Source organism: Acidithrix sp. C25, from assembly GCF_904848545.2.
This window is the reverse complement of record NZ_CAJHCI020000006.1, coordinates 368,042-382,825: the sequence shown is the minus strand read 5'-3', so window position 1 is coordinate 382,825 and position 14,784 is coordinate 368,042. Positions and strand designations below refer to the sequence as shown.

Sequence of the window (14,784 nt, the reverse complement as noted above, 5' to 3'; positions counted from 1 at the left end):
CTGAAAGTGAATCTGAATACACATGGACGATGACTTCGATCCGATCGCCGAGGCTAAGGCTAATTGGGACAAACGATGGCCCGAACATTCTACCTACATGGCTGCAGCAACTTCAATCATGAGAGCCCAGCAGCTGATACTGAAGGCTGCCGACGACTCCCTAAAGCCCTATGGACTCACCTTTGCTAGGTACGAGGCGTTGATGCTTCTCTCTTTCACCAAGAAAGGGGAACTTCCGCTAAGCAAATTAGGACAGCGCCTCATGATCCACCCAACATCTGTCACCAATATCATTGACAAACTTACAAGTGATGGACTGGTAGAGCGAATATCTCACCCTACCGACAGGCGAACGACGCTAGCCCGCATTACAGATCTTGGAACGAAATTGGCGCAAGAAGCAACAAAAGCAATTCATGACGTAGATTTTGGAATAGGACATCTCAAAGAAAATCAAAATCTCGAACTCATCAAACTGATTAACGCTGTTAGGGGTTTAAGCAAATAATCCGCAAGATCACCTGCAAAGAAATCCCCCACACCTCTCGACCACAATACAACTAAGCGACAGGGTTCAGTCAGCACTTGTTGCCGAAGAGGTTTTTTGACAAACTTCCCCTAATTCAGCCGCCATTACCGTGGGAAACCCAGTCCAAGTCGCTCAACTATCGCAATTACCCGTTGATATCGCCCAGTCAAATTATTTGACTAAGTTATTAGGATCATTTTTTAGCCAAGCTATCTCGCTAAGCGATCTAGTTGAAGTATCCAGTCAAGGCCTATGGGATTCAAATTCGTTGATGAAATGGAGCCATTGAACCAACGGGAGCGCAATCGGTTTCCGTAAGGGAGGGGTCAAGCGACCTCATCCTTTCTTGGTCTCCCTGATTTACGTCTAGGGAGTTTCTGATTTTCTATGTACTTCTTCACCGTCTCTAATGGTGCTCCACCACAAAACACTATCGGCTATGAGGGCGACCAGAAGCGACTTCCCCACAAAGCATCTTGGATCTCCGGCCAGTTCTTTGCCCTCACCCTCATGGCGGAGAGCGTCTTCATAGACATCACCAGCCTTGATAAAGCAACTTTCGGTGGATAGGTAATTAGCAGGTGTACATGATCACCGTCTGTCTCAAAAGCATCAAGGGTGACATCAAAACGAGTACACACCTCAAGAATCGCAGACTTTATCTCGTCACTTACTGTGTGCGTCATCACATTACGTCGATATTTAGGTGCTAATACGATGTGTGCATGTAATTAATAGACAACATGCCTTTCATTGCGCCAATCATCATTCATGTAATGGAATATAGTGCTTAGTAAATAATGCTATAAGAGGTATATCCGGTAGTGGATTATCCAATGACGAAGTAGCTGAGTTCTTGGATTCCTGGTGTGCTCGTGCTTCACGATCACAGATACCTAGCTTTGTCAGATTGTCAAAGACAATTCGAACCCATAAAGATGGAATTATGGCTGCTATTGAGCCCCCTAGCTTGAAAAGGGTGTCTCCAACGGAAGAGTGGAGTGTCTAAACAATAAAATTAGATCCGCCATTGCTAGATGCTATGGTCTTCACTCTGCAAAATCAACACTTGCTTTGGTGATGCTTTCATGCGGTCCGATTGATCTCAAGCTCCCCTACGAAGGGGTTGCTTGATCCACATATATGTTAGGAGAGCCGACAAATCTACGGTAATCACAAATTGATTAAATTACCTTTTGAGCCTCAATTAAAGTCTGACAACAACCGATGCCAGTGTCACGAAAACGATTAAACCGAACGCCGCGGTTGCAAAGAGAATCACGTCATTTGTATTTCCCTCATATTCTCTCACTATCACACAATTTGCAACGGGTTCCAATCTTACTTATGCGCGACCATCGTTTGACCATCAAACGGGGGCAACACCTTCTATGAGTCCCGTAACATTATCCGGAGGAGGTTTGGAAAGGCCGAAGACTACTTGATCCCAGCTGACCGCCTTCGATGTAGGTTTATCAACAAAATTTGCATCTGGGAAGTACGCATTAAGGCAAAAGGTGACAATAGCGAAGTACGCTTTGTCGGAGAAGATGACGTCTTCGAATGACGCCTTACCACGAAACTTTGCGCCTTCAAGTTGAATATCTATCAAAGCAGCTTCCGACAGGTCAAAGTCACGATTATTCCAGATGAGAGCGTCATTTTCATCTTCACGAACGTGGTTTGCAATAAGACTGCTAATGTTTCGCTGACCTGTATCTCTTCAGAATAAGATGCATCAAATGGCATAAGAAGATAGGCACAAAGGACGTCGACGCACATCTGGCGTTGGGTCCCCCAGTCATGGGCAAGGCGTGCCATCGCTGTCACACCAGCAAGGCGAACCGCCGCCTTTTCATGCACCCATATGCTCGGCTGCCCTAGAATAGCGGTCAGTTAAAGCAACTTCCACCGCTGACTTTTGTCCCCGATAGTTCGCTACCAAGCCGACCGCGGCACCGACACCAGCGGTTAACCCGAATGCGTCTCGCGCAAAAGATTCCCCAATAGTCAATGTAGGAAGAAGACCAGTTCTGACCCAGAAGACAAGTACGGCCAAACCCGCCAAAGCCACCGTTCCACCTAGCAGCCAGAAAATAACTCGGGACGCAGAGTGAAACAGTCCATAACTCGGGAACGACTTCCACCGTTTCAAGAAATTTCACCACTAAGTTGGATTGCCTTGCTCCCGTTTCGCATTTGTCACTCCAGTATCGCTTATCTAAAATCATCCTTAGAGGGAGTCGCTGGCCCAACAGTAGTTAAACTCGGGACGCAGAGTGAAACAGTCCATAACTCGGGAACGACTTCCACCGTTTCAAGAAATTCCACCACTAAGTTGGATTGCCTTGCTCCCGTTTCGCATTTGTCACTCCAGTATCGCTTATCTAAAATCATCCTTAGAGGAAGTCGCTGGCCCAACAGTAGTCAAACTCATGAAACCATACTGAGAGCCATCAACTCGACTTTACGAGCTTCGGTTTCAGCTTCAGATCGATCTAAAAGCTATCGCCCAAAGACAATTGGGATCACTTCTCCACTTAAAAACACCACAGGGCATACCTTCATTCAAGAAGACACCCTCTTTCCTCAACGACAATGGATCGATCGACCAAAAGGAACTTTCGTGTAATCTCTTGGGAAGCCAGTGTAAAATTCTCAATTCGTAGCGGTTTAGCGCGGTGCTACTTCTATTAGATATCCAACCTATACAGAGACTCCCTAGATATGCGAAACCATTGTCAAAGACCCCTCCACTCATAAAGGGAGTGAACGCCCACCAAATTGTGAGACCCTGAATTTGGATTCGTATTACAAAAAAGCAAGTTTTACTCTGGCAATTCAAATAGTGTCTGATCTAGCCATCAGCTTTGGACTATAAATATAAAGACGCACATTCCGAACTTGGGACCAGATAGTTGAAGAGCCTTTTTGATAAATATGAAATTTCAAGTTATGAACTTTCAAGCAGATCATATCACGCCCCACATGTAACAAACCTAAATCGAAGAGACCGCTTCAGCCAACGCTACATAAGCTACCTAAAAGAGCGAGCGATAAACCAAGTTGGAATAATCGTCACAGAATACGCCAGTGTTACAAGTGATGACTGGCCCTATGAGTATGCTCCACTTGCTCCTCTGCTTGGGCCATCTCTTCGTGGCCTCGTCGACCAAATCCATGAAACTAACGCCAAGGTAATCTTTGGATTAAGCCATAGCGGTGGCCAAGGCTCAAGTGCGTATTCTCAACAAGTCCTCTTGGGACCTAGCCCATTTCCAGAGACAAATTCACGAGAGCTTTGTACCGGTGCGTCGAAAGATCAAATCAAAGAGATAATCAATGGCTTTTGCAATGCCTGCAAAATCGGACTCGAGGCTGGTTGTGACGGTATTGAGATCAATGGAGGACAGTTTTCTCTAATTCGCCAATTTCTCTCGTCGCTAACCAACGTCCGAGACGACGAGTATGGTTCTGATAGGCTTCGGCTTCTGAACGAGCTCACCGAAGCGACTCGCAAAATTATGGGTAATCGCCTAATAGGCCTTCGCCTATCGATCGACGAATTAGCCCCTTGGGGAGGAATCAGCCCCGAAAATGCTCACGAAATTACCGATCAATTTCGAGATCGCTTTGACTACATCGCGATCGAGCGCGGTGGAATTTACAGTCAAAGCGAGACCGACCCAGACTTTCACGCTGGCATCCTCTTCATGGCTGATGCCATAAAGAGGATGCCGCCAAAGGTCGAATCACGCCCCCGAATCGTCTTTGGTGGTGGAATCTACACGATCGAAGATGCCAACTTCGCTCTAAATGAGCTAGGTGCGGACCTGGTCGATCTAACAAAAGTCTTGATCGCCGATTCCATGTTCGTAACCAAATCAGCCAAAGATCTTGCACCAACCCCATGTATTGCATGCAATCGCGGATGCTGCGTGAGAGATTCCAGAAACCCTCCGATCTATTGCACTGTAAACCCACGCGTCGGAAATGAGGACACCCAGCCAAAGACCCAGATAAAGTCTGTGACGCATCGAAATTTAATGGACAAGCCCAAGCCACGTCTATCTATAGTCGGCGGTGGAATAGCCGGCATGCACGCGGCTCTTGAGGCTGTTGGTCACTTCGACCAAGTCACCATCTATGAAGCTAGCTCGCATCTAGGTGGCCTATTGGCAAAATACTCCCCATTTCACCCTAACTATCACATGCAGGCGCTTCTCAGCTACTACATCAAACAGATCAATGAGAGCCCCATAAAATTGCTCTTAGAATACGAGGTGGATCCAGATGAATTGATGGAGCGACAGTCGTCCCTAAACCCAATCATCATTGCATCAGGCTCTCAATTCAATACCACCATTCCAATCCATTGCGACCTTGGACAATTCGATTTAGGGCCAAGGGTAATCTCGCCAATTGAGCTCTTTAGTACGGCAGAAGAGCTCGCCGGAAAATCGATAGTTATCTATGATCCAATTGGAGCCGAGACCGCGGTTGCACTAGCTGACTTTTTGATCCTTCAAAATATCTCCTTTCACTTTGTCACCACTGATTCAATCATTGGCACAGGCCTCTCTCTTACCAATGACTTAGTTGGCGCAAATCATCGACTACTTAGAAGTGGGAACGAAGTCACCTACGAGGCCGTCTCCCCAATAGTCCAACACGACGGACTCCACCTGATAAGCTCCTTTAGTTCTGAATTAATCAAGATTCCTTGTGACATTATCGTCGATGCTTCGCCTTATAGGGCAAATGACATACGATGGCGCGATCTTAATTTTGAATTAATCGGTGACGCACAAGCTCCACGAACGCTGGCCCATGCAACCTATGACGCAAAAGTCGCGATCGAGGGAGTCATCGAAAAACTCTATGCATCTACAAATCAAGGGGGCCACTAGAGGTGTACGACTACCTATTTTCACCCCTCAAACTTGGGCCAATCACGCTTTCTAATCGAATAATCTTCTCGGCGCATTTAACCAACTATGCCGTTGATCAGCTTCCGACTGACCAACACGTAAAGTACTATCAAGCCCGTGCAAATGGTGGAGCAGGTCTGATCATCACCGAGGAACACTCGGTCCATCCCACCGATTGGCCCTATGAAAAGCTGATCCACGGCTTCGACAAAAAAGTAATCGAGGGATACAGGGCTATTACTAACGCAGTTCACGCTCATGGAACGCCAATCTTCGCACAGATCAACCACAACGGCTCTCAAGCATCGGGTATGTACTCAAGAAGAGCGGTCTGGGGAGCATCGCCAATCTATGACCCCTTATTTAGAGAAGTTCCCCACGAAGTAACCGAAGATGAGATCTTCGAAGTGATCGATGGATACGCCAACGTAGCCAAAAATGCCATCGAGGGAGGTTTCGACGGGATCGAGCTTCAATGCTCTCACTCTTCGATCGTGCGGTGTTTTCTATCGGGCGCGACCAACCATCGCTCAGATAGGTGGGGCGGGGATCTTCAAAATCGTTCGAGATTAATGCTCGAGATTATCGATCGTGTTCGCGCTACTATTGGCCCCGACAAGGCACTGGGTGTTCGGATCTGTGGAGATGAGCTAATCGAAGGAGGGATGCGAATCGACGAAGCGGTTGAAGTCGCCAAAGCGGTCGATGCCACAAAGTCAGTCGACTACATAAATAGCTCCATTGGCGTTGCAACCGCCTCTCTCTTTGCCATCGAAGCCTCGATGGCGATACCACCTGGATACAGCCTCTTTATCCCAAGCGCCATTCGAAAAGAGGTCTCGATACCAGTTGTTGGAGTTGGAAGATTCAAAGATCCACTTCAAGCTGATAAGGCAATCGCCTTAGGCCACTGCGATCTAGTCGGAGTCGTTAGAGGACAGATCGCTGATCCAGACTTCGCCAATAAAGCAAAGGGTAAGGATCTTCAAGCTATTAGGTACTGCCTCTCTTGCAATCAAGAGTGTGTTGGTCGCATGGGACTCAATCGATGGCTTGGCTGTATTGAAAATCCAAATACTGGACGAGAGGCAACTCCCGAAGAAAAGGTGAACTTTCGATCCAAAGCAAAGGGCCAAGACTATCCAAAGGTCGCAATTATCGGGGCGGGACCCGCTGGCCTACAGGCTGCTATCTCTCTTAGTCAAGCCGGCGCAATAGTTGCCCTAATTGAGGCGAGCCCAAATCCCGGAGGCCAAATCCTTCTTGGCGCTAGTCTCCCCGCTCGAAACGAGATTGGCGACCTGGTTAGAAATCAGCTAAATGCACTTCGAGAACTTGGAGTTGAGATAACCACCAACACCAAGATAACTGAAGACGATTTAGCGGAGCTCAATGCGGATGCAATAGTTGTGGCATCTGGCTCATCACACAACAAACCATATTGGATCTCTGACTATCAGGGGTCGGACGAAGATCAAATGAGCATCAGCGACGTCAACTGGCTCTTTGAGAAAAGGGTCCAGCCCAAGGCAGGTGAGACCGCAATCATCTTTGATGAATTAGGCTTTCACCAAGCCACCTCGGCTGCGACCTATCTCTTGGACCGGGGGGTAAATGTCGTCTTTATCACCCCCTCGATGGTTATTGCTCAAGACCTTGGAGTTACCTTGGACTTGGAGCTGTGGAGGGCGTCGATGGCGGGACGAAATATTACCTTCTTGCGAAATACCCTTGGAACCCATGTCGCTCAAAAAACCCTTGGAACCCTAAATCATATAATCGGTAAGACCGATTCAATCTATGGAGATCATCTCTTTTTAGCCACCCATAGACGCTCCAACAACGAGCTCTACCATCACGCGCTCCAAGCCAAAATTCCAGCCATTGCCATTGGTGACGCATTGTCGCCTCGGCGCGCACATAGCGCGATCTTAGAGGGCCAAAGAGCACCCCAAAGTCTTGCTTTGTTACTAGGGGAATCTCGCTCATCTCGCCTTGGAGCCCTTAGGTGATCAAAAACAAACTATCGCCTAACTCGAGACCGTCAAATAACCCCTCAACTTCAAATCCACAAATAATCGTAGTGATAGATGGGCCATATGTACCGGGTCCACTAAATGCGATCTCTTCAAGATCGATCTCAATCAATCTTGCGATCATGGTCCATCGCTCAGCCCTAAAAGAGGCGCTCTTGTCACTTTCCAAAGCCCAAGAAAAAGCACGCGTCAATCTCCTTATCCTAGAAGACGACTCCTGTGAGGCCAAAGCAACGGCCCTTGGCGAATTGATCCAAAGACACGCCAATCAAAATGTCGTAATCGTCGGAACTGCTCAGATAATCGCATTAGCCGGTCGTCTAAGCGCAACATTGAATCGACTCGCTATCGGACCCTTAGAAGAGGTACGAGCTCAAGCCTTTAGAGTCAGAGAGAGATCGAAAAAAATCCGCTGCTACCCCATCGCTCAAAACAACCTGATCGCTTACTACCTCCATAACGACCACAGAGGAGCCAAATCTAATCAATCCCAAGAGCTCAGCATCGCCGCTAACCACGCAATGAGATGGATTGAAGATCATCTCTCAAGCCAAGTGCCATCGATGCAATCCTCCACAGACTCCCCCGATATTCCCGGCGAAATCGAAGACAATCTCGCCAATGACTTAGCATACGAACTGGCAAATGCCATGGGAAATAAACTGGCAAAAGGCCAAGCCAACGACAATAATAATGACAATGACGACAACAACGAATCTTGTGCACCCGGGCAACTACCACTTCTTACTAGCACTCATCTCATCTATAAAGACGGAGAATGCCTTGGGCATTTGATTGGGGAGTTAGCAACATCAAAAACCTGGCAACTTACAAATGATAAGGGTGACCCTATAATTTCGACCACCGTCATCGAAGTTGCCAAGGATCAAAGTGCTGGATTATTCGATGCTCCAATTGTCTTTGGAATCGGAGCCGGAGTTGGATCCAAAGCTGCCTTTGCCAAAGTGGTAGAAGCAGCCAAACTCCTTGAGGTTCAATACGGGGCCACAAGGGTAGCCTTTGACTTTGGTTGGTGTGGCCACGATAGGCAAATTGGAACTACTGGCATCTCGATAGAGCCAAAACTCTATGTGGCCTTTGGAGTTTCTGGGGCGCCTCAACACATGGGTGGAATCGCTCGAGCCCAGGAGATGATCTCAATCAATATAGATGAGGGTGCGCCAATTACAAATTCGGCCGACCTATCCATAAAAGCAGATGCAACAGCGGTGATCGAGGCAATAATAGCTCGAGTAACATCTAATGCCACTTCCACCACTTCGAACTAACAAAGGGCCATAGTTGACAAAAGACCATAACCCAAATGTCGAATGGGACGTAATCGTGGTAGGTGCCGGCCCCGCGGGCTCAAGCGCTGCAATTAGCGCTGCCAGGTTGGGCCTTTCGGTATGTCTAATAGAACGAGGAAGAGCTCCTGGCTCAAAGAACCTCTTTGGCGGGGTCGTCTACCCTGCTATCTTATCGGAGCTAATTCCTAACTTTTTAGAAGATGCCCCGATAGAACGAGCCATCTCACGAAGAGTTACGATGGCAATAGATGGCAATAGATCCACCTCACTGGTGGTTGACAACCCCAACTGGGTAGATGAGATTCCAAATGGATTTACCGTAAAGCGCTCCCTCTTTGACTCTTGGTTGGCCGACCAAGCGGTAAAAGAAGGCGCCACTCTGCTAAATGCAACGACAGTTACCTCCCTAGATCGCTCCCTTGCAAAAAACGCAAAGACGCTTGTCTATACGGATCGGGGCGATATTCCACTTAGCGCCAAGGTGGTGATCGCAGCCGATGGTGCGAACTCGTTCATAGCTAAAGAGGCTGGCCTCTTTAGCGAGCTCAGCTCGCACCACTACACCCTTGGGGTCAAAAGAGTAATTGAACTAGACGAGACCACAATAAACGAACGCTTCAATCAGCCAAATAGCTTCCAGGGCACCGATATTGAGATCCTTGGGTGCACCATGGGAGTAAGCGGAGGGGGGTTCTTATACACCAATCGGTCATCGATCTCAATTGGTGTCGTCCTCTCGCTCGATTCTTTTTCAAAATCTAAAGTTCGTCCTGAGGAGATCCTCTCTGGGTTGTGCAACCACCCATCGATCAAAGACCTCATAAAAGGTGGAACTGACTTAGAATATGGCGCTCATTTGATTCCTGAAGCAGGAAAAAAAGGTTGGCCCGAGCTCTATAGCGATGGCCTTTTAATCGCTGGTGACAGTGGATTTATGTGCCTAGCGGCTGGCATATGGCTCGAAGGTGTCAACTATGCAATAGCATCAGGAGATCTAGCCGGTAGGGCTAGCGCACAAGCTATTAGAAAAGGCGACGTTACAAAAGAGGGCCTCTCGATCTACAAGAGACAGATAGATGAGAGCTTTGTGGGTAAGAATCACTCTAGATTTCAATCAGCCCCAGAGCTGGTGATGTCTCCAATCGTACAAAACAAGATGCCCAAACTCGCTTGCGACATCTTTGACGAACTCTTCAAAGTGCGAGACCCCCTCCCAAAGGTTGGTATTCCAAAGGCGATATTCTCGGCGATAAAGGCAAACAAGATCTCAAAGAAAGAGTTGATTCAACTAGGAATCAGAGGGTTTCGATCGTTCAAATGAATAAATTTACCAATGAAACTACAAGGTGAAGATGACGCCCGACAACTCCCCAAAGATCGTATTCAACCGCCCAAAAACCACAGTTGCTCCAAAGAAAAATGACCAAATCATCGTCGATGATGTTCTTGAGAGTGTGAACTTTAGGATCTCACCTAAAGCCCACATAGTCTTAAATTCAACGATCTGTGAAAGCTGCTCAGATCGTCGATGTCTCATAGCCTGTCCAGCCTCATTATTTGTTGAAACTTCAAATGGTTCGATGATCTTCAACTACGAGAACTGCTTTGAATGTGGGACTTGCTATTTGGTCTGCAACCAAGAGGGCGCAATCACATGGAACTACCCAACTGGCGGCTATGGGGTAGACTTTTTGCACTCCTAGTCACGCAGACAACCTAGCTAAGTCGCAACTTTGTGCAGCGCCTTGCCTATTTCTTTGACTTTTCGTTGGCCCATCTTTCGCAGAATTCCCGAAGAATCGCGCCAATTGGCCCCTTTCGAGGCGATTCTGGACGATTTTCCACTGAGGTGATTTACATAAGCCCTCGCAGATGGCTATTAGGTCTTTTTGGGTTGCGAATGTAGTGTCCTAATTTTTGGCTAGTTTTAATGATAACTTGCATTACCCCTGAAATGGTGCTATTATCTTGTTGTGTTTATCCGTGAAACTCCAACAATTAACAAAAAAAAACCGGCGTGAGCTAGTCAGATAAGCGCGACCCATTGCCGAGCCGTGCTTATCCCATTTTATGTGGCTAATAATTAGTATCAGCAGTTGTTGGGGCGGAAGACGTCAGTGCATTTGCTGAAAGGGACCACTATCGATCCTCGCCCTATTTTTGGCTACAGTAGATCTTCCATCAAGGACTCGGGATGGCTAGGAATCCTCAAGTGAGCGAACTGGCCAGTAAAGCCGCGGAATATCAAAACTGTCATTTAGAAATGGCTTAGTTGATAAGAAAAACGTATTGGCATAGAATTACACAAACCACTTATAAAGAGCTTTGGAATGCCGAAATGACCATTTGGGTATTTAGCTGGCCAAGCGGGCTTGGCCTTGGATTACCAAAGTCGCAAATGTAATGCCTGATTGTAATGCCTGATTGTAATGCAAAGAAAACGATAACATGAGGCAGGGCCTAGGTGATTGGGTCAGTGTGCCGCTCGCCAATCACGAAGGGCTGTTTTTTATTGGTCAAGCAATTTTAGCGAAACTGCTGGCGGAGTTTGTATTTCAAGACCTTGCCACCCACCGTCTCTGGCAATTCTTCGACAAAGATTACCGATTTCGGAGTTTCAAAGCCTGCGAGGCGCTCGCGACAAAAAGCTATGATCTCGCCTTCGCTTGTGCCTCCGAGTTCGAGGGGAACCACCACTGCAGTAACCGCCTCGCCCCAACGTTCATCTGGGACTCCAATAACCGCAGCCTTTGTCACCCCGGGGTGCTGGTGCAAAATCGCTTCCACACGAATCGTAGAGACATTTTCACCACCAGATTTCACTATATCCTTGAAGCGATCGACCATAATGCGAAGACCTTGCTCGTCATAGACACAGCTATCCCCTGAATGAAACCATCCGTCACGAAAGGCTTCTCCGGTGGCGGCGGCATCGAGATAGTATCCTGCCGTAACAGCTGGCGATCGATAGATCGCCTCACCGGCCACCCAGGGCTGGCCCTCGAGTGACTCGCCCATAGCGTCAACGACCACCGATGCCAGCATGGGGTTTGGCACCCCCACGTAGTTGTGCTCCGGTGCAGTTCTCTCATAAACTTCAGGCCATTTATCTGGCCAAAAGCGATGGCAGGATATGCACTCAGTTTGACCAAAGATCTCTACTGCAACAAGATCGGTGCCGGCGCGTTCTTTGAGAATTTGAAGGGTCGCAGGCGACAATGCCGCCCAGCCATAGACGATCACACTGAGACTAGAAATATCATGTTCGCCACTATCGGTCGCGACCACTTTGGCAAGAGCATTTACCATCGCTGGTGATCCACCCCAGAGTGCGGTAATCTTCTCTTGGGTGATTGCCGCTACGATCGATTCCGCTACCGGGCGCCTTCCGATAATAAGGGTCCCACCGCTGAAAAAGGCTGGAAAAGTAAAGACCTGGTCAGCTACGTGATAGATGATTGGAAGAAAGGTCGCCAACTTTAGGTCACATTCGATGTGAATACCCCGAGTTAGGGTAAGGGCAAAGCTATAGGCACCCATAACCGAGCCGGAGTGGCTTATCATCGCCCCCTTGGGAAGCGCGGTAGTGCCAGAGGTAAACAGTATCTCCCAGATGTCATCGCCGTGAATGACCACCTTGGGCTCGCTAGAGGGATAGCCCGCCACGAAGTCGCCAAAGGTGAGGCTTGAATCTATCGCGCCGCCGCCGATGGGAATAGTTACATCCACACCTAAGCCCGCAGCCCTAAAAGCCTCCTTTGCACGCACCCAAAGTTCGGAGTCAACCACGCTAAAACGTGGTTGTGTTCGAGCAATTAGCTCTGCCACTACATCAGGTGCTAGCGAGGGATTAAGCGGAACCCCCACTCCACCAGCTTTGGCGATAGCAATCTTAGCCACAAAGGCTTCAACTGAGTTCTCACAAAAGAGCAGCACTCGATCGCTTTGGGTAAGACCCCGAGCAATCAGCGCATTGGCGAAGCGGTTGGCGAGCTCGTCTGCCTGGCGATAGGTAAGGCGGGCAAACTCGGGGTGGCCATAGGCTCCCTCCCACCCGATAATCGCCTCCTTGTTAGGGTAGCTCCAAGTGACGCGCTCAATAACATCACCAATGCTGGTGCGCTCCCATCTATTGATCGCGCGCCGACCACTTAGGCTCGTCACATCGATGTCCATCGCCGGCTCCCCGCTAAAAATAGCTACTACTAGTGAATTCTAATTTCCTTGATGCTAGCAAATCTGGCATCGGTCATCGTGAAATAGCCATATTTTTTCAATAAATGAGCCAAATTATTGCAAGAATCTACTTTAGCGTCATCTAAAGTACTTCTTAGTGAATCACCAGTAACATTCGTCTGGTCTGAGAGAGGTTACACTTGCCAGTTCTAAAATCCACTATCGACCCCTCTAGTGAGACTTATCTCCAAAATCGACGTGACCAGCTCGCGGCGGTCGCCGCCTTGGATGAGCAACTCGAAGCGGTCCGCGCTGGAGGTGGTCCGAAGTATGCCCAGCGCCATCACAATCGCGGGCGACTTTTGGCACGCGAACGCGTCGAACTCCTAATTGATCAAGACTCACCTTTTTTGGAGCTCTCCGCTCTCGCGGCCTGGGGTAGCGAATTTGCAGTTGGCGCGAGTATCTTGACCGGCATCGGGATAGTAGAGGGCGTAGAGTGCGTCATCATTGCTCATGACCCCACACTTCGAGGCGGCGCAATGAATCCCATCAGTCTAAAAAAGAACCTGCGCGCCCTGGAAATTGCACGATGTAACCGCCTTCCGGTTATCAATCTCGTGGAGTCCGGGGGAGCGGATCTTCCCACCCAATCAGAACTCTTCGTTCCCGCAGGACGGTTATTTCATGATCTCACCGCACTATCTGCGATGGGTATCGCCACTATTGCCCTAGTCTTTGGAAACTCCACTGCCGGCGGCGCCTATGTTCCAGGGATGTGCGACTACGCGGTATTAGTCGATCGTCACGCCAAGGTCTTTCTCGGAGGACCCCCATTGGTCAAGATGGCCACAGGGGAAGACGCTGACGACGAAGCTCTCGGCGGTGCCGAGATGCACTCACGTGTCTCTGGCCTTTCGGACTACTTTGCCCTCGATGAGCTCGACTGCATCCGTATCGGACGCCAGATCATTAGCGATCTCCACTGGCGCAAGCTCGGCCCACCTCCGTCGCCGAAGGTTGATCCACCTCTATATGATCCCGAAGAGCTTCTTGGTATCGCTTCAGGCGACTTTCGCATTCCTATGGACCCCAAAGATGTTATTGCCAGAGTCGTGGATGGCTCGCGTTTCGACGAATACAAGGCACTTTATGGCACAAGCCTTATTACGGGCTGGGCTTGGATCCATGGTTATCCAGTGGGGATTTTAGCGAACGCTCGCGGCGTCCTCTTTGGCGATGAGGCAAAGAAGGCAACCGAGTTCATTCTTTTAGCCAATCAGAGCGACACCTCGCTGATCTTCTTGCAGAACACAACGGGATATATGGTGGGAACCACCTATGAACAAGATGGGATCATAAAAGACGGCGCGAAGATGATCAACGCTGTCGCCAATTCCACCGTACCCCACATCACCATCAACATCGGAGCTTCATTTGGGGCCGGAAACTACGGAATGTCGGGTCGAGCCTTTGATCCGCGCTTCATGTTCGCATGGACCAATGCCAAACTCGCAGTGATGGGAGCACAACAACTCGCCGGGGTGCTCTCCATCGTGGCGCGCCAAGGGGCAGAGGCGGCGGGGCGTGACTTCGATTTAGAGGCCGATGCGACCCGAACCCTCGCAATCAAAGAGCAGATAGAGCGCGAATCGCACGCTTTTTACATCACCTCACGCCTCTATGACGATGGTGTCATCGACCCCCGTGATACCCGTACGGTCCTTGGGATCGCACTTTCAGCAGCACACTCAAATCAAGTACAAGGACGCCAGGGCTTTGGCGTCTTTCGGATGTAAGGA

The 14,784-nt window shown here is 48.9% G+C and carries 14 protein-coding genes; 8 read left to right on the top strand and 6 right to left on the bottom strand.

What is annotated here, in order from left to right; genetic code table 11:
- Positions 1–22 precede the first annotated feature (22 nt).
- On the top strand, positions 23–508 hold the full coding sequence (locus ACIDITHRIX25_RS70905; RefSeq protein ID WP_052605375.1) for a MarR family winged helix-turn-helix transcriptional regulator: 486 nt from the start codon (positions 23–25) through the stop codon (positions 506–508).
- 458 nt (positions 509–966) lie between these two features.
- On the opposite strand, the gene tnpA is transcribed toward ACIDITHRIX25_RS70905, so the two are convergent.
- Complete coding sequence (gene tnpA, locus ACIDITHRIX25_RS000000104110; protein ID WP_502756196.1) at positions 967–1,215, bottom strand: IS200/IS605 family transposase; 249 nt, start codon at positions 1,213–1,215, stop codon at positions 967–969.
- A 119-nt stretch (positions 1,216–1,334) separates the two neighbouring features.
- On the opposite strand from tnpA, the gene ACIDITHRIX25_RS000000104105 reads away from it, so the two are divergent.
- The gene (locus ACIDITHRIX25_RS000000104105; RefSeq protein WP_502756205.1) at positions 1,335–1,538 is read left to right on the top strand and encodes a transposase; all 204 of its coding nucleotides are present in this window, start codon (positions 1,335–1,337) and stop codon (positions 1,536–1,538) included.
- 360 nt (positions 1,539–1,898) lie between these two features.
- Here the strand turns inward: ACIDITHRIX25_RS000000104105 and ACIDITHRIX25_RS70895 are convergent, their stop codons facing one another.
- From ACIDITHRIX25_RS70895 to ACIDITHRIX25_RS70885, 3 genes are read right to left on the bottom strand one after another with little or no spacing between them, the layout of a single operon-like run.
- Positions 1,899–2,141 carry a hypothetical protein gene (locus tag ACIDITHRIX25_RS70895; protein ID WP_201732363.1) on the bottom strand — a complete coding sequence of 81 codons (243 nt, stop codon included), beginning with the start codon at positions 2,139–2,141 and terminating at the stop codon, positions 1,899–1,901.
- A complete protein-coding gene (locus ACIDITHRIX25_RS70890) occupies positions 2,138–2,392 on the bottom strand; it encodes a hypothetical protein (RefSeq protein ID WP_201732362.1) in 255 nt (84 codons plus the stop codon). The genes ACIDITHRIX25_RS70895 and ACIDITHRIX25_RS70890 overlap by 4 nt, the downstream gene beginning before the upstream one ends.
- Positions 2,385–2,684 (bottom strand): hypothetical protein, encoded by a 300-nt coding sequence (locus ACIDITHRIX25_RS70885; RefSeq protein WP_201732361.1) that lies wholly within the window; start codon positions 2,682–2,684, stop codon positions 2,385–2,387. Before ACIDITHRIX25_RS70885 ends, ACIDITHRIX25_RS70890 begins: the two co-directional genes overlap by 8 nt.
- 763 nt (positions 2,685–3,447) lie before the next feature.
- Between ACIDITHRIX25_RS70885 and ACIDITHRIX25_RS70880 the strand changes: the two genes are divergently transcribed.
- Genes ACIDITHRIX25_RS70880 through ACIDITHRIX25_RS70865 form a run of 4 tightly spaced genes read left to right on the top strand, consistent with a single transcriptional unit; the run spans position 3,448 to position 10,127 of the window.
- Positions 3,448–5,439 (top strand): oxidoreductase, encoded by a 1,992-nt coding sequence (locus ACIDITHRIX25_RS70880; protein WP_201732360.1) that lies wholly within the window; start codon positions 3,448–3,450, stop codon positions 5,437–5,439.
- A 2-nt stretch (positions 5,440–5,441) separates the two neighbouring features.
- Positions 5,442–7,472: a mycofactocin system FadH/OYE family oxidoreductase 2 gene (locus ACIDITHRIX25_RS70875; protein ID WP_201732359.1), complete on the top strand. Its 2,031-nt coding sequence runs from the start codon at positions 5,442–5,444 to the stop codon at positions 7,470–7,472.
- The gene (locus ACIDITHRIX25_RS70870) at positions 7,469–8,785 is read left to right on the top strand and encodes an electron transfer flavoprotein subunit alpha/FixB family protein (protein WP_201732358.1); all 1,317 of its coding nucleotides are present in this window, start codon (positions 7,469–7,471) and stop codon (positions 8,783–8,785) included. The genes ACIDITHRIX25_RS70875 and ACIDITHRIX25_RS70870 overlap by 4 nt, the downstream gene beginning before the upstream one ends.
- 13 nt (positions 8,786–8,798) lie before the next feature.
- Entirely contained in the window at positions 8,799–10,127 is a 1,329-nt protein-coding gene (locus ACIDITHRIX25_RS70865) for an FAD-dependent oxidoreductase (protein WP_201732357.1), read from the top strand.
- Positions 10,128–10,145: 18 nt separating this feature from the next.
- Here the strand turns inward: ACIDITHRIX25_RS70865 and ACIDITHRIX25_RS70860 are convergent, their stop codons facing one another.
- Positions 10,146–10,397, bottom strand: coding sequence for a hypothetical protein (locus tag ACIDITHRIX25_RS70860; protein WP_249685623.1), 252 nt, complete (start codon positions 10,395–10,397; stop codon positions 10,146–10,148).
- Between ACIDITHRIX25_RS70860 and ACIDITHRIX25_RS70855 the strand changes: the two genes are divergently transcribed.
- The gene (locus tag ACIDITHRIX25_RS70855) at positions 10,291–10,509 is read left to right on the top strand and encodes a ferredoxin family protein (RefSeq protein WP_349632142.1); all 219 of its coding nucleotides are present in this window, start codon (positions 10,291–10,293) and stop codon (positions 10,507–10,509) included. The two genes, ACIDITHRIX25_RS70860 and ACIDITHRIX25_RS70855, sit on opposite strands and share 107 nt — an antisense overlap.
- A gap of 823 nt (positions 10,510–11,332) precedes the next feature.
- On the opposite strand, the gene ACIDITHRIX25_RS70850 is transcribed toward ACIDITHRIX25_RS70855, so the two are convergent.
- Entirely contained in the window at positions 11,333–12,982 is a 1,650-nt protein-coding gene (locus ACIDITHRIX25_RS70850) for an AMP-binding protein (protein WP_052606226.1), read from the bottom strand.
- A 200-nt stretch (positions 12,983–13,182) separates the two neighbouring features.
- Here ACIDITHRIX25_RS70850 and ACIDITHRIX25_RS70845 point away from each other — a divergent pair, with 200 nt between their 5' ends.
- Complete coding sequence (locus ACIDITHRIX25_RS70845) at positions 13,183–14,781, top strand: acyl-CoA carboxylase subunit beta (RefSeq protein ID WP_052606225.1); 1,599 nt, start codon at positions 13,183–13,185, stop codon at positions 14,779–14,781.
- Positions 14,782–14,784: the final 3 nt, after the last annotated feature.